This is a genomic window from Embleya sp. L77 (genome assembly GCF_055557415.1).
On record NZ_CM145710.1, the window covers coordinates 443564 to 466936 of the forward strand.

A 23373-nucleotide genomic window follows, 5' to 3' on the forward strand; every position below is an offset into this window, starting at 1 on the left:
CCGAACGACTCGCGCCACGGAGGAACTTCGTGCCCACTCCCGATCGCCCCGACCACCGCATCCTCGACGAGCGCTCGATCGCCCGGTACGTGGCCACCGTGCCCGAACTGGCCGCCCGGCTCGGCGGAGGGCCCGCCGCCTGGGACGTGCGCGAGATCGGCGACGGCAACGTCAACTACGTCTTCGCCGTGCGTGGTCCCGACGGCGCGCTGTGCGTCAAGCAGGCGCCGCCGTACGTCCGCGCGGTCGGCGAGACCTGGCCGCTGTCCCCCACCCGGTCCGGCTTCGAATTCCGGGCCATCCGGGAACACGCCCGGTGCGCACCGGCGTACCTGCCCGCGCCGCTGCACTACGCACCCGAACTTCACCTGCTGGCTGTCGAGTTCCTCGAGGACCACTGCGTCGTACGCCACCTGCTCAATGCGGGCGGCAGCCGCGCCGGCTTCGGCGCCGACATGGGCGACTACCTCGCCCGCACCCTGTTCGGCAGCTCCGATCTGGCCCTGCCCGCCGCCGACAAGCGGCGCCTCGTCGGCGAGTTCGAGGCGAACATCGAGATGTGCCGCATCATGGAGGAGATGATCTTCACCGAGATCTACCGGCCCTTCCACCGCAACCGGTGGACGAGTCCCGAACTCGACCCGGACGTGCGCCGGCTCCGCTCCGACACAGCGCTCGTGATCGCCGCCGCGCGACTGAAGAACCGCTACCTCACCCGCCGGGAAGCGCTTTTGCACGGCGATCTGCACACCGGATCGATCATGGTCGGACCGGGCAGCACCCGCGTCATCGACCAGGAGTTCGCCTGCTTCGGCCCGATGGGCTTCGACATCGGCAGCCTGCTCGCGCACCTGCTCGTCAACTACCTCGCCCAGGACGGGCGGCACGCCGACGGCAACGCCGGAGCAGGCGCCGAGGAGACGCCGCAACAACACTGGCTCCTGGAGACCGTCGCGGAACTCTGGCACACCTTCGTCCGACACTTCCTCGAACTGTGGCGCACTTCCGCGCACGGCGACGCGTATCCGGCGATCCTCTTCCCGGCCGGCGCCGACGACGAGGACGACGTGCTGTCTGCGGAACGGTCGGCCTACCTCGACCGGGTCTTCCGGGACACCGTGGGCTTCTGCGGCGCCGAGACGATCCGTCGCGTCGTCGGGTTCGCCCGTCCGGTCGACTTCACCGACATCGAGGACGCCGGGCGCCGCGCCGACGCGGAGCGCAGGGCCCTGCGCCTGGGTCGTGCGCTGCTCGTGGACACCGCCGCCCACACCTGCGTCGAGGACATCGTCAAGACCACCCGACGCATCCGCGATGAGACGCCACACGACTGAGCGCGAGGGATCACACCCGCGCCCCGCCGCCCCCGCCCCGCCGGCGAAAGGAGCCGGGCACGTCCGGTCGGGCGCAGGTTCTCCGCTGGGGGCAGGCCGCGGCGTCCGTCGGCATACGCCGCCCCGTCCGGGTTGCTCACTCTCTCGGCAGGCCCAGGCCGTACAGGTTCAGCATGCAGTCGCTCCTGTTCAGCCATGCCGTGTGGCACAGATCGTCCAGGCGTACGTCGTGTGCGTGCAAGGTGGCCACCACCATCCGGGCTGCGGGTTCGGCGTCCCGGCGCTGGGGGTGCGGGACGTCGAATTCCTGGAAACCGTCCTCGGGGCCGACCTGCCAGCCCAGTCCCGCGAGCGTTTGCGGGTCGAGCGTCCCGATGCTCGCCTCCATGTGCAACACCCGAGCGTTGCAGATCAGCTGCACCACCCGTGGGTCGTCCTCGTCCGTGGCCGGCCGCATCACCAGGACCAGCTCGTCGTCCAGCCGGCCCATGTCCGTCACCATCGCCGCCAGCGTCTGCCTCAACCACTCGCCGAACTCCTCCCAGGTCCGGGCCCGATGACAACCGGGTATGAACGCGCCCTCCATTCCCGCGTGGCCGTTCCCGAAGGCCTGCCATACCCCCAACTCCGCGACGGAGTCGTCGCGTTCGCTCCACTTCGAGAGCTGGTACTCGTGGTTCTCGACCACTGCCGCCGACAGCAGCCACACCTGCACCGCGTCCGTCGTCCACTCGATCTCCAGGAGAGTGTCGTCGCGGCGCCAGCGCAGGACCGGTCCGGGCCCGCGCCGGATCGGAGCGGGCCCGTTCCAGGTCTCGGCCGCCTCCCTGGCCGCCTTGAAGACCGCTCCCAGCACGGCCTCGTCCTCGGTGCGCGCCAGCTCGCACTCCAGCGAGGTGAAGCAGCCCTCGCGCGGCGAACCGTGACATGCCCTTGGTTGGCGAAGGTCCACCCGTCCGGCAGCGGCCCGTCGAACCTCAGCCCCCGCCCTCGTCGGAGCGAAGCACCCACCCCAGTCCGGCGGTCGCGCGCTCGACCGCGCTCCGATCCCACTCCCCCATGTCCAAGGCGTGGAACCGGGAGACCAGATCGTTGATCTCGGCGTCAGTCAGTCTGATCGTCATGGACGCAGATGCTACCGACGGACACCGACGCCCCTCCGGGTCCTCGGGCGGGCCTTCGCGCGGCGAAACTCCACCGGTCCAGCCCGTGGACGCCCCGGCCCGGACCGACCACGTACTCCGGGGAATGTCCGGTTACAGGACGGGCGACTCTTCGGGGGAGAACGATGCCACCGCGAACTCGACCCGCCGGTTCTCCAGGCGCTCGTCCGGTGTGGGCACCGGGAAGAGCAGGTGGGCCGCGCCGCAGGCAACCCGGAAAATGCTGACGGACTGCATGTCGTCAACGCTTGCCGGTACGGTCGCTCCGGCGTCCTGGAGAACCTGCTGGATCTGGTCGAACAGCCATAGGAGCGCGTTGTCGCCTCGCTCGATGCTCACCTGGAGCTCGTCCGCGCGCGCCTGCTCCGATGTGGCGGCGTTGTCCACTCTGTCCGAGTGCGCGATGACCGTGACGGAGCAGAACTTACCTTCCTCCAGGATCATTTCCGCGCGGGCGGCCTCGTTGACCACCTGCTGCCGGATGCGCTCCTGCGCTTCCTCCGAACTGTTGTCGAACGCTGCCTCGAAGTCCGTGTCGTGGTCTCCGAAGCCGGAGATGATCAGGTTGTGCAAGTCAGGCGGCGTCGTCACAGGCATGGTGCTCACTCCTCGCCCCATCGCGACGTGAACCGATATCAGCGGCACTCCGAGGCTCAGCCTTGGGTCCCACCCCTCCTGCCACGGTAGGACTGCTGCACCGTCGTCGCACGTCGGAACCGCGATCGGTTCGGCCGCAGACGGGGTTCAGCCCGCGGCGGGGGTCTCGCCGGTCAGGGTCGGCAGGTTGACCGTGGTTTCCGGGCCGGGGGCGGTGACGGTCACCGGCTTGTTGTGTTCGCTCCAGTCGATCGTCCCGCCGTCGGTGGGGTTCTTGTTCTCCATGCGAACCGGGGCGGGATCGCCCTTCGCCGGAACGTACAGAAGAGTCTCGCCGCCCTGCGGATCATTGTCCGCAAAAACGATCGTGCGCTTGCCGTTCACGTCCGCTTCCGGACGGCGCTGGACGGTGGGGCCCCAATCGCTCACGGCCGATTTGATGTCGCCCAGGTCCGCGATCGAGGTGATGTCCTTGAACCTGGGGTCGTCGGCCTTGAGCTTGACGTGCTTGTCCTGGAGCAGGGCGACCACGTTCGGGTTGGTCACCTTCGCGCTCTTGGTCCAGAAGTCCGCGCCGGCCTTGAGGTACATGTCCGGGCCCAGTCGCATCACTTCGACGGTCTGACCCGAGGCGGTCAACGTCCCGGAGTAGTTCTTCGTGGTGTTGTCCACACGCAGGTCCAACCGGGTCTCGCCGTTCGCGCTGCGCACGGTACCCACGGTGTGCACGGTCTTGGTCGCGGCTGCGGACTCCTGGACCTTCGTACGCAGCGCCGCGTCGTCGAGCTTGGTGTTGTCGCCCTCGCCCGAGCCGGGGTTCTTCCCGGGACCGGTGCTCGACGTGCCGGGCAACGGTGCGGCCGTATCCCCCGCCGGGGCGGTCTCCTTGTCGTCCTTCGAGTCGTCACCACAGCCGGCGAGCAGCAGAAGTCCCGCGACGGAGGCTACCGCCAGACCACGGGTCCGGGTATTCACACTCATGCTCATTTTATCTCCCACATCGGTCACATCCGATCGCAAGTAACCGTCTGCTGCCCCCAGTTCGAGGACCCATGCCCACCGGTGGGCCGCCCGTTTCCCGCGTTGCCCGCCGTGGCGAGCCGCGCTCCCGCACCGCGTCCGCACACGGCGGGCCACCCACCGCCCGCGTCTTCGTCCCTCGGGCCGCCGGGATACGCCGATCCGAGGCCCACCCGCCCGGGGTGCGTCCGGGCTCCGCCCGCCACACACTCGCTCGGCGAACCGGGGTGCGGTTCAATGCGGGGGTGAACGTGTACAGGGCCGCGCACGAACTCGCCGACGCCGGCCGATGGCCCGAACTCCGGGCGCTCTTCGACCGCCTCGACGACGCGGTCGCCGAGGCGGCGGGCGACGGTGCGGACGCCGCCGACCGGGCTCGCGGTGATCGCGCGATCGTGGCCCGATTGTCGGCGGTGGCGGCGCCGACGCGGGACGCGATCCATGCCACGACCCGGGAGTTCGACGACCCTGGCCGTTGGCCGCCGCGGATCTGGGAGATCCTGGCGATGCGCCCATGGGCGGAACTGGACCCGCATCTGACCCACCGGCAGGTGCGACATCTCGTCGCGCACGCACGGGTATTGCGCGGGGAGGACCTCTCGCACGCGACCGGCCTGGACCCCACCGTGTACTCGGGCCTGCCGTTCGCACCGGTGCCCTGGGAGTCCCAGTGGGAACCGAACCAAATGAGCCGGTACTCCCGAAGCGGTTCGGTCGGCGGGCTCTGCGGCTATCCCCCGCACGACCCGGTCGGCCGGACACGGATCGACCCGCGCGCGGCGGTCGCGTTCGAGTCGGTCATGCTCGACGCCCGCACGTGGCTGCTTCCCGACTCCCACTGGATCGTCGAGGACCCCTTCGAGGTGGCCGGAACCGCCTGGGACGGGGCCGCGCTCGCGTGGATCCGCGCCGGATACGACGGACACGAACAGTACGGCGCCGAAGTTGATTTCGCCCACGCCTACCCGAGCATGCTGACCACGGCGGGCGGCGCCGCGGCGTACGGTGCACGCCTGTCCGAGACCTACGGCCGGATCAACGTGTGGCGCATGCTCGGTGTCTTCTCCGGCCTCGCCTCCCCGGCCGGCCCGTCGCTCGACCCGGCCGCACTCGGCGAGTTCGTCGCCGGGCTGCGGTGCGTCACCTGGCACGACCCGTCCGACGAGATCTGGTACGAACACCTCGCCATCGAGGACCCGCGCCAAGGGCTGACCTGGGTCCTGAGCGGACAGGATTTCGACTGACCCACCCCCGGACACCGACCCTCGCCGGGTCCATCACGGCGGGCGGGATCATCAGTGGCCAGGCGTACGCGTCGAACGAGGCCGCGGGCGCACAGCTCCGCCTATCCGATCGGCCGCATTCAAGTCGCAACCGCCACTCGCAAGGCCGGCCACGGATACCTTGTCTCGCCCCATACCATGCCTAGTCCCATACCTTGCCTGGTCCCACCAGAACACCCACAGGTGGGTGCGGACTTGGATGTCGGCGACGGTGACGGCGTCGTGTGCGCGGAACTGCGGGAAGTCAAAGCAGTAGGCGAATTGCTCGGTCGCGACCCGGGTGCTCTCGGCGGTGAAGGGTTGCCTGCCCGTGGCCCGGTCCCCTCCGGAGTCGGGCGCGCCGGACGGCCCGGCCGTCCGCTCGCCTGCGGAGGGCCGGGCCGGTCGGGAATTCAGGTCGGACGAGTCGTCAACCCTTGTGCTCGTGCACCGTGTTGGTCGCCTGGATCTTCTTCCAGGACCTCGGCTCCGCCGGCACGTTCGCCGTGCCATTCGGCGCCGGACCCTGCTTCGCCGGGCTCGGCGTGGCCACACCGGCCGACCCCGCCGCAGGCTTCGCCGCCGTGAACAGCCAGGTGTTGAACAGCTCGCCCAGCGGCTTGCCGGAGATCCGCTCGGCGTACGCCCGGAACTCCTCGATGGTGGCGTTGCCGTACTTGCGCTCGGTCGGCCACCCCTTCAGGATCCGGAAGAACTTCTCGTCCCCGACGGCGTTGCGCAGCGCCTGCACCGCCACCGCGCCGCGGTCGTAGACCGCACTGGCGAACTGATGGTCCGCGCCCGGGTCGCCCGGCTTGATGGTCCAGAACGCGTGGTCGGCCGGGTAGAGGTTGTAGACGTAGTCGGCCAACTCCTGGGCCGTGCCCTCGTTTTCGTGCTCGGACCACAGCCACTGCGAGTACCGGGCGAAGCCCTCGTTCAGCCAGATGTCGCTCCAGCGCTGCACGGACACGCTGTCCCCGTACCACTGGTGGGCCAACTCGTGCACCACGACGGAGGTGTTGGAGCCTCGGGCGAACTGCGCCGGGCTGTAGAAGATCTGCCCCTGGGTCTCCAGTGCGTATCCGGTGGGCACGTTGGGCACATAGCCGCCGACCGTGCCGAACGGGTATGCGCCGAAGTAGCCGCTCAGCCAGTCGACCAGCTCACCGGTGCGCTCCACACTGGCCTGCGCCGCGCCGGCGTTGTCGCCGAGGTCCTTGCTGTACGCGGTGATGACGGGCAGCCCGCCCGGGGTGGTGTCGGTACGGATGTCGAACTTGCCGATCGCCAGCGTGGCCAGGTAGGTGGCCTGCGGCTTGGTCTGCCGGTAGTTGTAGCGGGTCCAGCCGGCCCGCGAGCTCTGGGTCGAGGTGCCGTTGCTGATCACCTGGGTGCCGTCGGGCACCTGGACGGAGACGTCGAAGGTGGCCTTGTCGGTCGGGTGGTCGTTGCTCGGGTACCACCAGGCCGCGCTCTCCGGCTCGTTGGCCGCGACGCCGCCGTCGGGGGTGCGCAGCCAGGCCGACTGGCCGCCGCGCTCGACCTCGCCGGGCTTGTCGGCGTAGCGGACGACGACGGTGATCCGGCTGCCCTTGGTGATCTGCCGGGCGGGGGTGATCTCCAGCTCGTGTTCACCGGTGCCGGCGAACTCGGCGGTGCGGCCGTTGACCAGCACCTCCTTCACCTTGAGCACGAAGTCGAGGTTGAAGCGGGTGAGGTCCTGGGTGGCGGTGGCCAGGATCGTGGTGGTGCCCTCTAACTCGTCGGTGGTGGGCTGGTACTTGAGCCGGATGTCGTAGTGCGAGACGTCATAGCCGCCGTTGCCGGCGGTCGGGTAATAGGGGTCGCCGATGCCCGCCGCTCCCGGGCCGACCTGGGCGGCCGAAGCGGGGACGGACAGGAGCAGGGCGAATGCGCCGGCAGCGGCAGAGACGATCAGCCTCTTGCGCACAGTGGTCCTCCACAGGGTCACTGGGACAACGGGTCGGATCGATCCTTGTCCCAACGGAGCCCGTCCTACGCCCGAACGACCGGATGTTCGCAAGAAGAAAGCGAGCCGACATGGCGGTGGCGGCACTGCGACCTCGTCACGACACCGCGGCCGCCCCTTCGAGGCGGCGATCGCGCAGGCTCGTCCGCATACCGAGGCCGGGATCCGGTCCGCGCCGGAGTTCCGGCGCGGGAGTCCCGGCGCTCGTTGCCCGGTCTCGCGTACTCGGGCATGGCCTACGCCGGGCAGGGGCCCGCCGTTCCCCGCTCGCGGCCAGGAAAGGCGGCGTTCGACCTTCGGCCGGTCAGGCCGACGGCCGCAGATCGAGGTCGAGGTCGAGGTCGAGTTGCAGCAGGCCGGGCACGAGGTCGTCGAGCCCGACGAGGTGGCGGCGGGTGCGAGGGGCTGCATGGAGTGCCGGGGTGAACGCGCCGACGACGACGCCGGTGGGCTCGGCGCGGTCGATCACGGCCGGTTCGGGCCCGGTGACGTGATCGAGGATGCGGCGGTAGCGTTCCCGGAGTTCGGCGTCCGACCGCGCGGCCCGGAGCGGGTCCAGTACCACCTTGACTCTGTGTCCGTCGCCGTCGCGCCATTCACGGATGACCCACATGGGGTTCACCTCCGAGATCATCGGCCCTGCACCGTACTGCGCGCCGGTGACACCGGGAAGATCTTTTCCGACTTCCGAGCACCCACCCCGTTGCGTGCCGGACGCGTCACCCTCGGCGGACCGGACTCGCCCGGTCGGGCCGGGCCAAGTCGGGCCCGACCTGGCCGGGTCGGCGTCCGGGGGCCTCGGCCTCAGGACATGAAGCCCACCACCCCCCGCCCCTCGCTCGCTCGCGCCGCGTGCAGCCAGCCCGCGCACTCCTCGACCGCTTCACGTACGTCGTCGTCCAGAGCGGCCAGTTGCGCCTCGGTCACCGCTTCGAACTGCGTGAGCGCGGTGGCGCACTCCTCCGGGGACCAGACTCCGTGGCCCGGCAGGTCGGTGCGTGGCAGCGGGGCGGGCAGCCCGTAGCCGAACTCCGAGACCTGCACCGCGGTGATCCCGAGGGACCGGAGTGCCTCGTCCACGTGTCCCAGCCACGCGAACTTGAACGGCGAGTAGCTGTTGCCCCACTGCCTCCGCCCGTGAAAGGCGCAGATCATCCGGTACGCGTAGCCGTACTGGAACGCGTGCGTCTCGTTGAACGGTCCGCCGTCGACCACTGCGGTCAGCGCCTCGTACCGCGTCGGCGCCCCGGCCTCGATCTCGCTCGCGAAGTAGTCGTCGTCCTGCGCCATCTCCTGCTTGAACCGCCCGCCGATGGCCCGCCGCACGCGTACGTCCCGCGATCCCACCACCGCACGCGTGACCTCGGGATCGACGACAAAAATGCTCAGGGAAAGACTCATACCGCCAAACCTAACCACCCCGAACGACACGTTCGGCCCGTCTCGTTCCGTCCCCGGCCCTGTCCCGTCGCCGGCCCGGCTCGGAACGGGACCGCGGGGGTGAGCACACACCGCAACGGGTGCCGGTGCCGCCGCGCCGCCACAACAACGCAAGTGCCGGCGGCTCCACGTGCGTACCGACATCGGTGCGGGCGGTGTCGCGCTGCCCGAAGTCGCCAATTCCGGGCGGAGTTCGGCGCGGAAGGTGTCACCCAGGTGGCTCGGGCACGTGGAACGCCCGCGACCACTACCGCGGTTGCGCGATCCGATGGGCGAGCCATGCGAGTGCGGGCGGCATCCGGTATTCCACGGCGTGGTGTCCTCCGTCGAACAACTCGAAGCGGACGACGTCCTCATCCACTCCGGCCTCGACGAGGGCATCGCGGAACGCCTGGGCCCCCAGGTCGAGGAACCATTCGTCGCGGGTGCCCGCGTCGATCCAGATCGCCCGCTGGGAGCGCAGCGCCTCGGCGTGCAGTGGCGCCATCCTGACCGGGTCCCAGTCCAGCCAGCGCTGCCAGATCTCCGGCCGGAGCGCACCGGTGCGTGGGTCGAAGGGCAACTGTGGTGCGCCGTCCGGAGCGGGCGAGAAGCAGGCCGAGACGCCGAGCAGTTCGAGCAGCCGAAGGTCCTCGTCCCTGGTGAAGGCCACTCGTGAGCGGAAGTCGTCCCACCAGCGGAGGATGTCGCCGTCATATGCCCGCAAGTGGCGTGCCGCCATGAGGAAATGAGGGATGTACTGGGCCTCCGACAACGAATCGCCCGAGTGCGTCGCGAACGCGCCGAACAGGTCGGGACGGAGCATCGGTGTGATCATCGCGCCGAGCCCGCCGCTCGACTTGCCTGCCAGCGCCCGGTGATCGCGGTCGGCGAGCGACCGGTAGTGGGCATCGACCCACGGCACGATCTCCTCGCAGAGATACGAGTGGTAGCGGCCGGTCCCCGGCGAGTCGACGTATTGGCTGCCGCCGTACGTGGTCCAGGCATCCACGAACACCAGAATCATCGGCGGTGCCTCGCCGCGGTCGAAGATCCCGTCGACGAGTTCGGGCACCGGCCGGCGGTAAGGGGTGTGGTTGCGCCAGACCGGGAGGGTCCCGGCGTAGCCGAGCAGCAGATAGGTGACGGGATAGCGGCGCCCGGGATCGGTGTCGTAGCCGGGCGGGGTGTAGACCCACAACGGCCTTTTCGCCGCGTCGCCCAGGGGATTGTCGCGCAACAGGACGCTGTCGATGACGTGCTCGTCGATGCGGCCTGCGAGCGCGGTGGGCCATGGGGCCATCGGAACCTCCTCGGAACGGGAAGCCTCGACGTTACTACGATTTCAAATTATATGAATTGGTAATACTTGCCGGTATGCTGGCGCGATGGACACGACGCACGACCAGGGCCCGGCTGCCGACTCGGTCGACCGGCACATCGCTCATTGGAGGCACGAGGTTGCCGATCTGGACCCGATGGTCGAGGGTGTCGTCACCCGGATGCAGATGCTGGTGCGCCATCTCCAGCGTCGCAAGGAAGCAGGGCTCGGCCAACGCAGGTTGAAGATGTGGGAATACGAGATCCTCTGGCGGCTGCGCTCCGCCGGCGAGCCGTACCGGATGACGCCGACACGGCTCGCCGAGGGCCTGGACATCCATCCGGCGACCCTCACGAGCCGGCTGGACCGCATGGCGAAGTCCGGCTACGTGACCCGGGAGCACACCCCGGAGGACCGCCGGAGCCTGCTCGTGACGCTGACCGAGAAGGGCCACGAGGCGTGGTCGTCCACGATCGGCGATCAGATGGCGACCGAGCAGGCACTACTGGCCCCGCTGTGCGAAGCGGAACGGGAGCAACTCGTGGCCCTGCTACGAAAGATCACCCTGAGCGCGGAGTCGGACGGCCCACCACTGATGCCGACTCTCGACTGAACACACGCCGGGCACGCACGCACAGTGCCGCGCCGAGGGGCCGCCCGTCATCGCGGGACCGTCGGCGGTGGCGTCCGCGCCGAAGGCGCGCGGGCCGGTCGGGTGGTGGGTTCTCGGTTCGGGGCCCTCACCGTGGGGGTGGGTGGGTCACGAAGCCGCGTTCGGCCGGGGCGGGGAGGCGGAGGCGGTGGCGGGTGCTCTCGTCGAAGTCGTCGAGAAAGGCATGGAGGAGGTCGGCGAGGTGGGTCAGGGATTCGACGGTGAACAGGACCGGTTGGTAGCCGGCGACCTGGTACGGCATGCGGGCCATTGTGGTGAGGTCGAACGGACGCAGATCGGCGCGGGTGAAGCGGGCGAGTTCGCCGTAGGAGGACAGCAGGGCCGCCCCGTACGCCTCGGGTTGTCGGCGGTGTTCGAGGACGACGCCGTATTCGAGGGTGAACCAGTACACGCGACTGATCAGGTCGAGCGCGTCGGCGCTGTCCACGCGGGACGCGGCCCGGCCCACCGTGCGGTACAGGTCGGCGAAGAACGGGTCGGCGAGATGGATGCCGTGGCCGAACACGTCGTGCAGGACGTCCGGCTCGGGCGTGTACAGCGGCATCGCGGGGTGCCGCACGTACTGCACGGCGTGAAAGTACCCCTCGGCCATCGCCCCGAGGAAACGCTTGTTCGGCACGATCCCACCCGCCAGGGTGAACCGGAACCCGGTCAGGGCTTGGAGCCCGTCGGAGACCTCCTCGTGCTGCGGGACACCGTCGGCGGGAATCGGCGCCACCGCACGGGCGCGCAGCAGTTCCGGACAGACCCGGCCGTCCTGGGTCCGCCACAACGCGCCGTGCACGCGACGCCAGGTGGCGTGCTCGGCCTCGGTATAGCGCACCCGGGGCGACGGTTCGCCCACCCGATGGCCTCGGGCCCGGTCGGCGATCAGATTCCTGCGACGGACGTAGTCCGGGTCCGCGAAACCGGGATGCGCCTCGGCCCGGCCCACGGTGACCCCGTCCGCGTCGAGCGGAGTCAGCCTCGTCCAATCGATCATGAACAGCATCGTGGCCCGACACGGGGCCGACCACACCTCTCCGACACCCACACGGACGACACGCCGCGAGGGCCGACCGAGCTCAGTCGGTCTGCGGCCGGCTCCAGGCGCGCAGGGTCCGGGCGACGTCGGTGAGCGAGCATTTGCGTTCGCGGATGTCGCGGGTCAGCTGCACCCAGCCGCCGGCGGGAACCGTGAGGGGTTCGTCGGAGCCGGCCATGTAGCGGTCGGCGCAGGCGGATCCGACGACGGCGTTGAAGTCGGCGAAGGGCTCCAGGACGATCATGGAGTGGACGAACGTCGCGGCGCGCGCGGCGGTCTCCTCGTAGTACAGCTCGCCGCGGAAGCGTTCGTAGCGGTGGCGCTCGACGCAGAACGCGAACGATCCCCAGTCCGTGAGCGGCAGGTTCACCGGGGTGTTCGCGGTCTGGATGTCCAGGACCCATCCGGCGTCCACGCGCAGGATCAACGCTGCCCCTCGGGGAAGGCGTCCTCGAACTCGGCCAGATGGTCGGTGATGAACGTGGCGGCCCCGGTGACGAAGTTGCGGCGGGCGGCCTCGGACACGCTCAGGTCGTGCACATGGGCCTTCACCGACTTGCCCCCCAGCTGCGCGGCCTTGCGCACGGCGGCGAGTTCCTCGTCCGTGTACTCGATGTTCAAAGCTGGCATGCCCGCCAAGGTACCAGGCAGGTACCACCGGCGGTACCGGGCCGGTACCAAACCCGCGAGGGTGCCGTCGGCCCGGGCCGCGAAAGAAACCCTCCCACTCCCCTGGACCGGAGCAGACTCCCCTGCGCCTCCCTCGCCGCAGGCATGCGCCGTCGAAGCCGAGGCAGTGGCCGAGGACCGGGCCACACAACCCCTGAGCCCTGGACCCCTGGCAGCCGGCACCGGCCAGGGGTCCGGGCAGAGCCGAGTGGCGGATGTACCACCACCCCGCTCCGGCCCCTTGGGGACCGACGCCTCCGACGTACGTGGGAGGCGTCGTCGGCGTCGCGGGCGCGGAGGGCGGCACCGCGACCACCGTCACCCCGGGCTCGTGGCACCTCGACCGCTTGTTCCGCCCCGGACGGTCTTCCGGCCGACATCGGCCTGCTCGGCACCGGCGCCGCGATGTCCGTGGACGAAGCCGGTGACCTCCGCGGCGCCTCCCACCTGAATCGACGGGCCCGACCCGCTGTGTCGTGTGGTGGCGGTGATCGTGGCGGGCGCGCCGACGGAGTCGCCCATGTCGACGGTGATGTCGGTGATGCCCCGACCGGCCAGGTACCCGGCAAGGCAGGCCGTGCTGTTGGCGTTGGCGATGTCCTCCGCCACGCCGATCGAGGGGGCGAACATGCGGGCGGCGACGCGGCCCTCGGGCGTCGGCACGGTGTACACGTAGCAGCCGAGGAAACCGAGACGGTCGCATACGGCGCGCAGTCGTTCGAAGTCCGGTGCCAGGGCGGCCAGCGCCGACCGCGTTCCCACGGGGACCAGCAACCTCGGTCGTCCCACCGAGGCGACCCGGGCATCCGCAGCGAGCGCGCCGGGGGCGAGGCCCAGGGCGGCCAGGGCGAGGCCGATTTCGCTCTCGGTGGGCTCGCGCAGTTCGACGGGGCCCGGGTCGAAGGCGGCATGAACACCGGTCTTCTCCCGCACGGACCAACCGGTGAAGATCCGGCCCCCGGCATGGAGGGTGGCCCGATACGCGTCGCGCCCGGCCCGCCCGGCCAAGAAGGCCAGTGCGGCAACCGTCCCGTGGCCGCAGGCGGGCAGTTCCCCTTCGCTGGTGAAGAAGCGAAGGGAGACGACGGGATCGCCGGGTGGGCCCTCGTGCCGGGAGACGAACACGGCATGCGAGGTTCCCGCCGAGGCGGGCACACCACGACGCTCGTCGTCGCTCAACGACGCGTCGTCCACGACCGCGGTGGGGCTGCCGCCCCTGCCGTCGCGCAGACACGCGCGAACAATCGCGACCGGCAACTCGCGCCCGCTCATCCGCAATCCGAGAAACGGCAGCCCGACATCACGCGAAGTACGGTACCAACGCCGGGTTCTTTCGGCCCGCCGATCGGCGTGTGCCCCCTCGCCCACCGACCCATTCGCATCGCCGTCGGGGGCGATTCGCTTCCCCCGACGCCCTTCCACCGCCAGGTCGGGCCCAACTCACAGCAGCCGCCCGACACACGGAGCCGCCATGGCGCTCACGGGACATCCGTTGGCCCTCCTACCAGGTAATGGGAGGGTCCTGCGGTCTGGGGTCTCCACCGGGGCACCCGTCGAAGCACGAGGCGAAGCCGCCACGCGAGCAGCCACAGGTGTCGTGCCACGGATCCGAGTCCGCGTCGTCCGGGGGGTGGGGAGGCTCCCGGCGCAGTCGCAACGCCGCTGCGATCGTGGGGTCGAGATCGCGGGTCTCCCGAAGAACCACTTCCTCGCAGTGGTGCCGAAGCACCTCGACCCAGGGCCGACCGCGGGGCCATGTCCCGACGAGCAGTGCCGCCGTGATCAAGGCTGCCGGAACCGGGATCACCACGATCAGCAGCACCGACCGGACCGTGTGGGCCGGGTCCCAGCACAGCAACCACGTCAGGTAGGCGATGACTCCCACCGACCAGCAGAACGCCACGAATTGGAGGCTGTCCCGGATGGGCGCGCGTCGCATCCACGCGACCGTCGCGGAGTACGTCTCGGACGGCTGGGGTGCGTGGGTTCGCTCAGCGGCGCAATAGGCATCGTCCTCGCGGAGTTCGTACAGGCCGATGCCGTCGGGTCGCCTTCTCACCGCGGCGAGGGCGGCCGCCAGGAGAGGGTCCTCGGGCATCGGGGATTCGGCTTTCGGTGTCGCGAAGGTGATCAGGCCCTCCCTGGACACGTGCACCCGGTCCTGCTGGTGGAGTCGACCCAGCACTATCTCGCCGACGGTCGACCAGAGCGGCATCAAGACGTAGTGCACCGCTCCGTACAGGTCGAGTTCCTCGGTGACCAGGCGCTCGACCATCGCCTTGTCGGCGAGGTTTCGCGCCCTCCAGGCCCGGAGCAAGCGCACGGACGGGACGAGAGCGATGGCCGTCAATCCCCCGAGAACCACGGCCGACATGCCCCAGAGGTTCATCAACGCCTCCTGACCAAGCGTCACAACCCGTGCACGCAACGGCCTTTCAAGAGTGCACTCGGGAGACGCGACACGTCGAGTGGCGCAGCGAAAACAGCGGCCGGTGTGGCGTTTCGGCATTGCGGTGTGCTGTGACGATCCACATCCACATCCACATCCACATCCACATCGACGGAGCAGGCATCCTCGGCCTGAAGTGCGCTGTCTGCGCGGGGCGTTCGGGTCAGTGGGTGTCGAGTGGGGGGCGGTTGCGGGAGAGGAATGCGCCGTTGTCGGACAGGAGGAACTGTCCGGTGGTGTGGGCGGAGAGGTCACAGGCGAGGAACAGGACGAGGTCGGCGAGGTCCTCGGGGGCGGACAGTTCGCCGCCCAGCGGGATCGAGGCGCGCAGTGCCCGGACGTAGTCGGCGGTGAGCGCGGCCTCCACCTCGCGGGTGAGGGTGGTTCCCGGGGCGACGGCGTTGACCCGGATGCGGTGCGGCGCGAGTTCCACCGCGAGGGTCCGGGTGAGGTGGTTGACCGCCGCCTTGGCGGCTCCGTAGGGGGCCAACCGCGGTGCGGGGCGAGTGGTTTCGCCCGAACTGACGTTGATGATCACGCCGTCGACGCGGTCGCGGATCATGGCCGCCGCCTCGGCGCGGCACGAGTACATCGCGGTGAGCAGGTTGCCGGCGACCACGTCCGACATGGCCCGGGGTGTCCACTCGACGAACGGTGCGGCGGAGTGCTCCCCCATCATGCCGACGTTGTTGACGGCGATGCGCAGTGGGCCGAGAGTTCGCGCGGCCTCGTCGACGAGTTCGTCCACCCGATGCGGGTCGCGCATGTCGCCGATCAGCGCGAGGGCCGACTGCCCGGTGGCACGCACGAGTTCGCAGCTCTCGTGCGCGGCCTCGGGGACGATGTCGGTGACGGCGACGTCCGCCCCCGCCCGCGCGAGCGTGAGGGCGATCGCCCGTCCCAGTCCGGCACCGCCGCCCGTGACCAGGGCGGCGCGGCCGGTGAGGTTCGTCGGGTCCGGCACAGTCGGTTTCTCCGCTTCGTGTGGTGCGGGTGTTCGTGTCGTCGTGCCGGGCCGGACGGGCGTTTGTGTCGCCGTCCCGGGCCGGGCGGGCGTTCGTGTCGTCATCCCGGACCGGGCAGGCGCTCGGGGTGCTCGGGCGGGCCGGGGTCAGGGGGCGTCGGGGGCCGACGGGGTGGTCGTCGCGAGGACGAGGGCGTCCTCGATCGCCTCGAGTGCCATGGCGTCGAGTTCGGTGTCGGACGAGCCGCCGAGCGGGCCGCGCACGGTGAGGACGCGTGCCTGGGGCATGCCGTACAGCGAGGAGACCTGGCGGGCGATCTCGGTGAAGCCGGCGGTGGCCAGGAGCAGGGTGGGAATGCCCGCCTGTTCCAGGGCGACGGTGTCGTGGCAACTCCACGAGGTGCACGAACCACAGTCCGCCGAGCCGGTGATGATCAGATCCGCCGATGCGCGCAGTCGCTCGATCACTTCGGGCTCGGCGGGTGCGGCCGCGCTGAACTTGGGGATCTCCAGCGAGACCACCGCGCCGGTGCGTTCGGCGAGCAGCCGGGCGACGGCTCCTTGGATGTAGCCCGCGTGGGGCTTGAGATTGTCCAGGACGGCGATGCGCGCTCCGGTCAACACTGCCAGTCCGGGCGCGAGTTGCTTGGCCGGCTCGCCGACCCGTCCGCACGGGTCGAGCAGGTGGACGGTCATGACGTTCTCCTCAACGTGTCGGGTGGGGCAAGGCCACAGGGCAAGGGGCAACACGGCGGCGCTGCGGCGCTGGTCTAGTCGACGGGAACGGTGACGCTGCGCGTGAGTCCCCAACTCGGAACCACCAGCGAGTGCTTGCCCGGGCCGCCCGCGACCAGGATCCGGATGTTGTCCGCGCTGTCGGTCATCGGCTGCAGGTCGTCGTCGGACAGCGCACGCATCCACGGACGCCACAACGCGGCCCGGAAGTTCTCGCGGAAGTCGCCCGCCCGGCGTCGCGCCTTCTCGAACAGGTACGCCCGGACGTCCTGCCGCGCCCACCCCGCCGCGGCGATCGTGGCCGCGTGCTCCGGACCCAGGACGATGAAGTACTCGGCGCTGGAGACGACCGCGTTGTTCGTCCCGAACGTGGCCATCACCGTCGCCATCTTGTCCAGGATCGGCCCCGGCTCGCCCCGGGTCTCCATGTCGTGGATGTTGTGCGGGTTCTCCATCCCGGCAACGGTGACCGCGCTGCGGCTCTCCAGCCCCAGCGAACGCGGATAGGCCGCCCAGGGGCTGGCCTCGGCGTTCTCCGCGAAGCAGAACGTGTACTTCGAGGGCTGCCCGTGCGTCGCCGCGTCCGCCAGGCCCGCGTCCCCGGTGCCCTTGGCCGTCCCACCGCCGATGTGCAGCAGCGCCAGCCGCACCGCGCGCCCCAGCGTGGCATTCGCCCGATTGCCCGGACCCAGCGTCCCGGTACCGGCGTTGAACCCGTGGGCGGACACCGCGTGTCCGTGCACGACGACCATCACGGACACCGGGTGGGTCGTGGAGTTCACGCCGCGGAGATTGAACTCCGGTGCACACATCCCCCGCGTCGCGGCGACGAGCAGGGGCAACATCCCGGGCGCGCATCCGGCCATCACCGCGTTGACGGCGAGCACCCTGGGCGTGGCCTCGCCCAGGCGCGGCGGCAGCACACCGACGACCTCGTCGGGATCACCGGCGTAGCCGGCCAACATCGCGGCCACTCGTTCCTCGGTGGGGGGCACAATCGGCAGACCGTCCCCCCACCCGCGTGCCTCCAGCCACGCGTACACGGTCTCGGGCAGATCGTCGGGCAGGGCATGCGTGTCGGCGCCCCCGGCGGGGGCGGATCCGACCGTTGCGGAGTCGACCACGAGCATTCCTTCGACCGAGGGGGCAGGGAGGCGAGTGGCTGTGAGGTTATGGCCGCACGGCCGCAACCACAAGAGGCTCAGTTCGAAATAGCAAGCCGCACATTCGAATATTCGAATCGCAGGATCCCGGACGCCCGCCAGTCGTTCGCACCTCCGCGCGCTGTGCGGCCTGGCGAAGGCCGGTCATGCGCACACCGAGTCCCGTGGTGCCGCAGCGGATACCGGCACGCGAGCCGGTGCCGCCGCTGCCAATCGAGCACGTGGGCACGGCCGCGGCTGTCCGAGGCGATGAACTCCTCGAACGGGTGGTCACCGGTGTCGGTGCGCGAGGTGAACACACGTCCTCGGTGAACATCGAGGATCTTCCGGCTTGTGACGGCGGGCGGGGAGGTCGACAGTGGACGTGGGACACGGACGATGCGAAGAGGGAGGACCCGTGGTCGCCTTCGCGTACGAGGAACGCCGTGCGGTCGAGTCGTACCGCCGGCGCGTCGAGGGCCTGCACGCGCAACTGGACCGTGACGCCGGGTTCTTCGACGGAATGCCGCTCCGGGTGAGCGCGCACGAGTGGCGCGCGCCGTCGGCGTGGAAGGAGTCCGAGGTCTTCTCGGTCATCGGGATCGGTCTCTCCGGCAACCGGGATCGGGTCGGGATGTCCGCCGAGACACACGCCGAATGGCTTGCCGCCGGGCACGCGTACGTGGAGGCGATCGACGCCGCGATCGTGGCGGCGATCCCCGTGCGCGCACAGGTACTCGCCGACCTCGACAAGCCGACCACGCGAGTACTGCGCCGGCGGCGGCGGGCCGCGTTGCGCACGTGGGAGCAGGCGCTGGAGACCTACCGGACGGCTGTCGCCGCGGCCGAGGCGGCGTACCGACCCACGCGCGAGGCGGTGGCCGAAGCCGTGGGCGCCACGCGTGCCAACGACGAGCGAAGGGAGGCCGCGCGGCGTGCGGCCGACGAGGAACGGCGGCAAAGGGCGCGGGCGTCGGCGGAACGACCGATGTGGGGGCTGGTCCTGGTCGGCGAGCGAACCGACCCGCCCGTGGCCGCCGACGACCCGGCCGGCGCGGGAGCAGTCTCCGCCACGGGAGCAGACTCCGGCCCGGCTGCCGGCGACGTGCTCGTGTACCGGTACGACATCGCGCCCGACCGTCCGCTCCCGGCGGCCGCCCGACCGCACGACCGCACGGTCGACGAGCCGCTCACCGCCCACGCGCTGGAAGCCGCGCTGCGCGAACTGCGCGACGAGGGTGTGTCGGTCACTTGGGAGAGCGCCGCCCGGGCGGCACTGGAACAGGAGTGCGACCTGGTCCTGAGCGCATGGTGGGCTTGCCTTTTCCCGCACTCGGACCTGTTCCGCCCACCCCCGAAGCGACCGGACACCACCCGCCACACCGGGACGTCGCACCACTCCAGCTACGGCGCGGGCAGCCACGGTTGCGGTGGAAGCTTCTGATCGAACGCCCGTCGCCCGGTGCTTCCCCGGGCCCCTTCAGCGTTTGCGCGCCAGCATCCCGTAGCAGCCGATGGTGACCGGATCGGGGAGTTCGGTCCCGGGGTCCGGACGCCAGTGGGAGACCAAATCGACGCCGGGATCGAGCAGTTCCCATCCGTCGGGCACGAGTGCGGCAACCTCGGCGCGGCTGCGCACCTGCATCGGGATGCCCGCGTTCCGGTACGCCGCGACCCCGCCGGTCGTCGAGGCCGGGTCGAAGTCGCCGGTGAGGTGCGAGATGACCAGGTAACTGCCGGACGGGAGCCGGTCGGTCAGCCGGCGCAGGATGTCGGTGGGCTTGTCCTCGTCCGGGAGGAAGTGCAGGATCGCGATCAGCAGGAGAGCGAGCGGCCGGTCGAGATCCAGGGTCTCGGTGAGCGCGGGGTCGGCGAGGATGGCGTCGGGATCGTGCACGTCCGCGTCGATGTAGGCGGTCGCGCCGTCCGGATGGCTGGACAGCAGCGCACGGGCGTGGGCAAGGACGATGGGGTCGTTGTCGACGTAGACCACTCGTGCGTCGGGCGCGATCCGCTGGGCCGCGTCGTGGGTGTTGCGCCCCTCGACGGGGATGCCGGTGCCGATGTCGAGGAACTGCCGTATCCCGAGCCGACCGAGGTGCTCGACCGCCCGCAGCAGGAACGCACGATTGGCCTGCGCGGCCGTGCGCGCCTTGGGTACTGCCGCCAGGGTCTTTTCGGCGGCTTCCCGATCGACCGGGAAGTTGGACTTGCCGCCCAGGAAGTAGTTGTAGATGCGCGCCGAGTGCGGCCTACCGGTGTCGACCTCCGGCGGAGCCCATTCGGCGATCAATGCCTCCTGCTCCGGCGACCGCTCGAACGCGGAATCCATCTGCACCTGCCCTCGCCCTGAAACCGAACGAGAAATCGCGCCTGCGGCACTCGTCCCACGTTCACGTTGTGTAGGCGCGATGCTATCGCCCCCCACGTTCCCGCCGGCAGGCGGCCGGGCCCGGCGCAGCGGGCGAACTCCTCACCCACACAGCCGATATGGGCGTTATGCGATGACTCATGTGCGGAAATCGTCGAGGACGGTCACAATCGAGCCCCTGGGCAGACGCCCGGGAGGGAAAGGTGCGAATCAGTGACAGCCTCGACGATACAGGCCAACGAGACAACCGTGCCGATGATGCCCTGCGTAGCGGTGGAGGAGACGGCCGAATTCTTTCAGGCACTCGGTTTCAAGGTCACCTACAAACAGACCAAGCCCTACATCTATCTCTCGCTCGAATGGAGCGGCTTCGAGTTGCACTTCCGCAAGCCGCCCAAGGATCTGGACCCCGCGGAGGAGAACAGCGGAGGATGCCTGGTCTGGGTCGACGCCGTGGCGCCCTACCATGCCGCTTTCACACAGGCCATGCGCGAGACCTACGGCAAGGTACTGGCGACGGGTCGGCCGCGCATCACGCGCTTCAGGGCGGGCGCGAGTCGTTTCACGCTGATCGATCCCTCCGGCAATCAGATCGCGTTCATCCAGCGCGACGAGCCGAAGGAACTGGAGTACGGCGGTTCGCGGAAACTCGAAGGGTTGGCCCGGGTTCTCGACAACGCGCGTATCTACCGCGATTTCAAGTACGACGATCGTGCGGCATTCCGGGCCGTCAAATCCGGCCTGCGCAGGCACGGCGCAACCGCACCGGCCGTCGAGCGGGCGCTGGCATTGGCGACCCTCGTCGAACTTGCGATCGGTATGGATGAACGCGAAGGCATCGAGGGATGGACCACTGAACTGAGCGCGATTCGCCTCACCCCGGACGAGCGGCAGCGAGTCGAGGGCGAACTGCGCAACGCCGCGGATCTGCGTCGGTGGCTTACCGAAGACACCCGGTAATCGTGGCCGCGCAGCCGTCCGGAGGGCGCGGGGCGGTGGTGTGGCGCATGTGGCGCCCTTCGGCGTGCGTGAAGGTGTGGGACACCGGAGCGGCCGCGTCGATGAACGGGCGGAATCCTCGACGGGCACTGCGAGTTGCCGAGCGGCTGACCTCGAATGCCCGGGTATGCGTTTCGAGCAGGAGGGCTGTGATGGTGGCTGCCGCGGATGCGCGGAACTACGCGCAAAGGATGGGCATCGTTCGATCCATGGTGGTTCAGGAGCTGGGCTGGGACAACGACACCGATGACGAAATCCGCGCCGACGTCGAGGACACGATCGGCAAGGGGATGGTGGACGACGAAACCGACGACGTCGTGGACGTCGTCCTGTTGTGGTGGCGGCTGGGCGACGGCGACCTGGCCGACGAACTCACGGGTGTGGTGGCGCCCCTTTCCGACCCGGGTGTGATCTGGGTCCTCACTCCGGAGACGGACAAGCCCGGCCACGTCGATCCGAGCGAGATCGCCGAGGAAGCGAACGCGGCCGGCCTGGCATCCATCGCTGCCGTCAACCTCGGGGCATGGTCCGGCAACTGCCTCGTCCGGCCCGAGAATCCCCGCGCACAACGGTAGCCACAGCCCGACATCACACCGGGCGCCACCGCAAGACCCCGCCCGTGCCGGCCCGGAGCATATCGCCGGCATATCGAAAACCACATACGTGCCGGCAACACCACGCTGCCTTCACTGGGGGCATGTCCCGCAGCGAACCGGCAAGATCAGCAGCCCGGCCTCCGACGTCCTCGTCCCCCTCGGCCGCCGGGCGCGCCCTCGGGCCGGGCGATGTGCACCGCTGTACTCGTGGTGTCGGTCGCGAACAGGGCAGTGGCCCGATGCCACCGGCATTCGGGGCGCATCGGCGCCCTGTCCGAGAAGGTTGTCGTGAGGATGCGAACCGGTGCGCCGAACTGCGCACCGCCGAGGGGTCGGGGTCGTGGGCGTGGGTCTGACCGTCGAGCCGATCGGCCCCGCCGAGCACTCGGCATTCGTGCAGGCACGGCGGTCGATCAGCTTCCTGCAGACCCCGGCATGGGGTCGCGTCAAGACCGAGTGGCACAGCGAGTCCCTCGGCTGGTACGACGGCCGGCAACTGGTCGGTGCCGGGCTCGTCCTGCGCCGGCCGGTCCCGAGGCTCGAGCGCTTCACGCTGGCCTACCTGCCCCAGGGCCCGGCCATCGACTGGACCGGCGAAATCGACGCGTGGCTCGATCCGCTTGCGGCCTACCTCAAGGCACACGGCGCGTTCGCGATCCGACTCGGCCCGCCGGTGCGCACGAACACCTGGAGCGCGGCCCGGGTCAAGGAGGGCATCGCCGACCCGGACATCAGGCGGCTCACCGAGATGTCCGACCCGCGGTCCGACCCGGTCGGTACCCGCGTAGCCCGCCGACTCGCGGACGCCGGCTGGCTGCCACAGAGCCCGGAGGACGGCTTCGGGGTCGGACAACCCCAGTTCACCTATGAGATTCCGCTGGCCGGCAGGACCGAGGACGACCTGCTGGGGGGCATGAATCAGCTCTGGCGCCGCAACATCAGGAAGGCGGCCAAGGAGGGCGTCGAGATCACGGTCGGCGAGGACCTTGAGGCGTTCCACGACCTCTACGTCCACACCGCCGCGCGCGACCGCTTCACGCCCCGGCCGCTGCGCTACTTCGAGACCATGTTCGCGGCGATGAGCGCCGAGGACCCCGAGCGGATCAGGCTCTATCTGGCCCGCCACCAGGGCGATCCGGTCGCCGCCACCATCCTGGTCCGCGTCGGCGGCCACGCCTGGTACTGCTACGGCGCCTCCTCCACCGAGAAGCGAGAGGTGCGCGGCTCCAACGCCTGCCAGTGGGCGATGATCCGCGACGCGCTGGCGGCCGGCTGCGACGTCTACGACCTGCGCGGCATCACCCCCACCCTCGATGCGGACGATCCGCACGTCGGGTTGGTCCAGTTCAAGGTCGGCACCGGCGGGCAGGCGGTGCGGTATGTCGGCGAGTGGGACCTGCCGCTGCGACCGGTGGTCTATCGGGCCTTCGATCTCTACATGAGGCGTCGCGGCCGCTGAGCCCGAATCCCATGGTCGGCGACCGCCGGCGACCGCTGCGGCGACCTTGTCGAAGCGCGCCCCGCGGGAGGCCTTGACGAGCACCAAGTCGCCGGCGGCGAGGTGGCCGCGCAGCCGGTCGACAGCCGCGTCGTTGTCGGCCGGCGCCACCGCCCACTCCCCCGCCGCACCGGCGACCGACCG

The 23373-nt window shown here is 70.0% G+C and carries 24 protein-coding genes; 7 read left to right on the forward strand and 17 right to left on the reverse strand.

Annotation, left to right across the window (positions count from 1 at the left end):
• Positions 1-29: 29 nt before the first annotated feature.
• The gene (gene mtnK / locus ACZOOI_RS31940; protein ID WP_465283032.1) at positions 30-1334 is read left to right on the forward strand and encodes an S-methyl-5-thioribose kinase; all 1305 of its coding nucleotides are present in this window, start codon (positions 30-32) and stop codon (positions 1332-1334) included.
• A 136-nt stretch (positions 1335-1470) separates the two neighbouring features.
• Here the strand turns inward: mtnK and ACZOOI_RS31945 are convergent, their stop codons facing one another.
• The 4 genes from ACZOOI_RS31945 to ACZOOI_RS31960 all read right to left on the reverse strand — a co-directional run bounded on the left by ACZOOI_RS31945 (position 1471) and on the right by ACZOOI_RS31960 (position 4075).
• Positions 1471-2286, reverse strand: coding sequence for a TY-Chap domain-containing protein (locus ACZOOI_RS31945; RefSeq protein ID WP_465283033.1), 816 nt, complete (start codon positions 2284-2286; stop codon positions 1471-1473).
• A 25-nt stretch (positions 2287-2311) separates the two neighbouring features.
• Positions 2312-2458: a hypothetical protein gene (locus tag ACZOOI_RS31950; protein ID WP_465283034.1), complete on the reverse strand. Its 147-nt coding sequence runs from the start codon at positions 2456-2458 to the stop codon at positions 2312-2314.
• 132 nt (positions 2459-2590) lie between these two features.
• Complete coding sequence (locus ACZOOI_RS31955; RefSeq protein WP_465283035.1) at positions 2591-3094, reverse strand: OmpA family protein; 504 nt, start codon at positions 3092-3094, stop codon at positions 2591-2593.
• 147 nt (positions 3095-3241) lie between these two features.
• Entirely contained in the window at positions 3242-4075 is an 834-nt protein-coding gene (locus tag ACZOOI_RS31960; protein WP_465283036.1) for a hypothetical protein, read from the reverse strand.
• A gap of 284 nt (positions 4076-4359) precedes the next feature.
• Here ACZOOI_RS31960 and ACZOOI_RS31965 point away from each other — a divergent pair, with 284 nt between their 5' ends.
• Positions 4360-5358, forward strand: coding sequence for a hypothetical protein (locus tag ACZOOI_RS31965; protein WP_465283037.1), 999 nt, complete (start codon positions 4360-4362; stop codon positions 5356-5358).
• Positions 5359-5806: 448 nt separating this feature from the next.
• Here the strand turns inward: ACZOOI_RS31965 and ACZOOI_RS31970 are convergent, their stop codons facing one another.
• The 4 genes from ACZOOI_RS31970 to ACZOOI_RS31985 all read right to left on the reverse strand — a co-directional run bounded on the left by ACZOOI_RS31970 (position 5807) and on the right by ACZOOI_RS31985 (position 10091).
• Positions 5807-7330, reverse strand: a complete 1524-nt coding sequence (locus ACZOOI_RS31970) for a M1 family metallopeptidase (RefSeq protein ID WP_465283038.1) — start codon at positions 7328-7330, stop codon at positions 5807-5809.
• Between the two features lie 343 nt (positions 7331-7673).
• Entirely contained in the window at positions 7674-7982 is a 309-nt protein-coding gene (locus tag ACZOOI_RS31975; RefSeq protein WP_465283039.1) for a hypothetical protein, read from the reverse strand.
• A gap of 191 nt (positions 7983-8173) precedes the next feature.
• A complete protein-coding gene (locus tag ACZOOI_RS31980) occupies positions 8174-8770 on the reverse strand; it encodes a DUF7691 family protein (protein ID WP_465283040.1) in 597 nt (198 codons plus the stop codon).
• 286 nt (positions 8771-9056) lie between these two features.
• Positions 9057-10091, reverse strand: coding sequence for an alpha/beta hydrolase (locus ACZOOI_RS31985; protein ID WP_465283041.1), 1035 nt, complete (start codon positions 10089-10091; stop codon positions 9057-9059).
• Positions 10092-10176: 85 nt separating this feature from the next.
• On the opposite strand from ACZOOI_RS31985, the gene ACZOOI_RS31990 reads away from it, so the two are divergent.
• Positions 10177-10722 (forward strand): MarR family winged helix-turn-helix transcriptional regulator, encoded by a 546-nt coding sequence (locus ACZOOI_RS31990; protein ID WP_465283042.1) that lies wholly within the window; start codon positions 10177-10179, stop codon positions 10720-10722.
• Between the two features lie 127 nt (positions 10723-10849).
• Here the strand turns inward: ACZOOI_RS31990 and ACZOOI_RS31995 are convergent, their stop codons facing one another.
• The 8 genes from ACZOOI_RS31995 to ACZOOI_RS32030 form a co-directional block, all read right to left on the reverse strand.
• The gene (locus tag ACZOOI_RS31995; RefSeq protein ID WP_465283043.1) at positions 10850-11764 is read right to left on the reverse strand and encodes a phenylalanine 4-monooxygenase; all 915 of its coding nucleotides are present in this window, start codon (positions 11762-11764) and stop codon (positions 10850-10852) included.
• Positions 11765-11846: 82 nt separating this feature from the next.
• Positions 11847-12233 (reverse strand): hypothetical protein, encoded by a 387-nt coding sequence (locus ACZOOI_RS32000; protein ID WP_465283044.1) that lies wholly within the window; start codon positions 12231-12233, stop codon positions 11847-11849.
• A complete protein-coding gene (locus ACZOOI_RS32005) occupies positions 12230-12436 on the reverse strand; it encodes a hypothetical protein (RefSeq protein WP_465283045.1) in 207 nt (68 codons plus the stop codon). The genes ACZOOI_RS32000 and ACZOOI_RS32005 overlap by 4 nt, the downstream gene beginning before the upstream one ends.
• 357 nt (positions 12437-12793) lie before the next feature.
• Entirely contained in the window at positions 12794-13747 is a 954-nt protein-coding gene (locus ACZOOI_RS32010) for a PhzF family phenazine biosynthesis protein (protein WP_465283046.1), read from the reverse strand.
• Between the two features lie 229 nt (positions 13748-13976).
• On the reverse strand, positions 13977-14864 hold the full coding sequence (locus ACZOOI_RS32015; RefSeq protein ID WP_465283047.1) for a hypothetical protein: 888 nt from the start codon (positions 14862-14864) through the stop codon (positions 13977-13979).
• Between the two features lie 223 nt (positions 14865-15087).
• Complete coding sequence (locus ACZOOI_RS32020; RefSeq protein WP_465283048.1) at positions 15088-15888, reverse strand: SDR family NAD(P)-dependent oxidoreductase; 801 nt, start codon at positions 15886-15888, stop codon at positions 15088-15090.
• A 147-nt stretch (positions 15889-16035) separates the two neighbouring features.
• On the reverse strand, positions 16036-16584 hold the full coding sequence (locus ACZOOI_RS32025) for a UGSC family (seleno)protein (RefSeq protein WP_465283049.1): 549 nt from the start codon (positions 16582-16584) through the stop codon (positions 16036-16038).
• 74 nt (positions 16585-16658) lie between these two features.
• Positions 16659-17747, reverse strand: coding sequence for a hypothetical protein (locus ACZOOI_RS32030; RefSeq protein WP_465283050.1), 1089 nt, complete (start codon positions 17745-17747; stop codon positions 16659-16661).
• A gap of 436 nt (positions 17748-18183) precedes the next feature.
• On the opposite strand from ACZOOI_RS32030, the gene ACZOOI_RS32035 reads away from it, so the two are divergent.
• The gene (locus ACZOOI_RS32035; protein WP_465283051.1) at positions 18184-19209 is read left to right on the forward strand and encodes a hypothetical protein; all 1026 of its coding nucleotides are present in this window, start codon (positions 18184-18186) and stop codon (positions 19207-19209) included.
• Positions 19210-19245: 36 nt separating this feature from the next.
• Here the strand turns inward: ACZOOI_RS32035 and ACZOOI_RS32040 are convergent, their stop codons facing one another.
• Positions 19246-20097 carry an SAM-dependent methyltransferase gene (locus ACZOOI_RS32040; protein ID WP_465283052.1) on the reverse strand — a complete coding sequence of 284 codons (852 nt, stop codon included), beginning with the start codon at positions 20095-20097 and terminating at the stop codon, positions 19246-19248.
• A 252-nt stretch (positions 20098-20349) separates the two neighbouring features.
• Here ACZOOI_RS32040 and ACZOOI_RS32045 point away from each other — a divergent pair, with 252 nt between their 5' ends.
• The 3 genes from ACZOOI_RS32045 to ACZOOI_RS32055 all read left to right on the forward strand — a co-directional run bounded on the left by ACZOOI_RS32045 (position 20350) and on the right by ACZOOI_RS32055 (position 23190).
• Positions 20350-21096: a VOC family protein gene (locus tag ACZOOI_RS32045; RefSeq protein ID WP_465283053.1), complete on the forward strand. Its 747-nt coding sequence runs from the start codon at positions 20350-20352 to the stop codon at positions 21094-21096.
• A 2-nt stretch (positions 21097-21098) separates the two neighbouring features.
• Positions 21099-21710 carry a DUF3052 domain-containing protein gene (locus tag ACZOOI_RS32050; RefSeq protein WP_465283054.1) on the forward strand — a complete coding sequence of 204 codons (612 nt, stop codon included), beginning with the start codon at positions 21099-21101 and terminating at the stop codon, positions 21708-21710.
• Between the two features lie 367 nt (positions 21711-22077).
• On the forward strand, positions 22078-23190 hold the full coding sequence (locus tag ACZOOI_RS32055) for a lipid II:glycine glycyltransferase FemX (protein ID WP_465284194.1): 1113 nt from the start codon (positions 22078-22080) through the stop codon (positions 23188-23190).
• Positions 23191-23373 lie beyond the last annotated feature (183 nt).

Excerpts from the sequence above, each read along its gene's own strand:
- ACZOOI_RS31960 (WP_465283036.1), bottom strand. The coding sequence starts at position 4,075 with ATGAGTGTGAATACCCGGACCCGTGGTCTGGCGGTAGCCTCCGTCGCG.
- ACZOOI_RS31950 (WP_465283034.1), bottom strand. The coding sequence starts at position 2,458 with ATGACGATCAGACTGACTGACGCCGAGATCAACGATCTGGTCTCCCGG.
- ACZOOI_RS31975 (WP_465283039.1), bottom strand. The coding sequence starts at position 7,982 with ATGTGGGTCATCCGTGAATGGCGCGACGGCGACGGACACAGAGTCAAG.
- ACZOOI_RS32010 (WP_465283046.1), bottom strand. The coding sequence starts at position 13,747 with ATGAGCGGGCGCGAGTTGCCGGTCGCGATTGTTCGCGCGTGTCTGCGC.
- ACZOOI_RS31990 (WP_465283042.1), top strand. The coding sequence starts at position 10,177 with ATGGACACGACGCACGACCAGGGCCCGGCTGCCGACTCGGTCGACCGG.
- ACZOOI_RS32005 (WP_465283045.1), bottom strand. The coding sequence starts at position 12,436 with ATGCCAGCTTTGAACATCGAGTACACGGACGAGGAACTCGCCGCCGTG.
- ACZOOI_RS32025 (WP_465283049.1), bottom strand. The coding sequence starts at position 16,584 with ATGACCGTCCACCTGCTCGACCCGTGCGGACGGGTCGGCGAGCCGGCC.
- ACZOOI_RS32015 (WP_465283047.1), bottom strand. The coding sequence starts at position 14,864 with ATGAACCTCTGGGGCATGTCGGCCGTGGTTCTCGGGGGATTGACGGCC.
- ACZOOI_RS31955 (WP_465283035.1), bottom strand. The coding sequence starts at position 3,094 with ATGCCTGTGACGACGCCGCCTGACTTGCACAACCTGATCATCTCCGGC.
- ACZOOI_RS31985 (WP_465283041.1), bottom strand. The coding sequence starts at position 10,091 with ATGGCCCCATGGCCCACCGCGCTCGCAGGCCGCATCGACGAGCACGTC.
- ACZOOI_RS32040 (WP_465283052.1), bottom strand. The coding sequence starts at position 20,097 with ATGGATTCCGCGTTCGAGCGGTCGCCGGAGCAGGAGGCATTGATCGCC.
- ACZOOI_RS31980 (WP_465283040.1), bottom strand. The coding sequence starts at position 8,770 with ATGAGTCTTTCCCTGAGCATTTTTGTCGTCGATCCCGAGGTCACGCGT.
- ACZOOI_RS31995 (WP_465283043.1), bottom strand. The coding sequence starts at position 11,764 with ATGATCGATTGGACGAGGCTGACTCCGCTCGACGCGGACGGGGTCACC.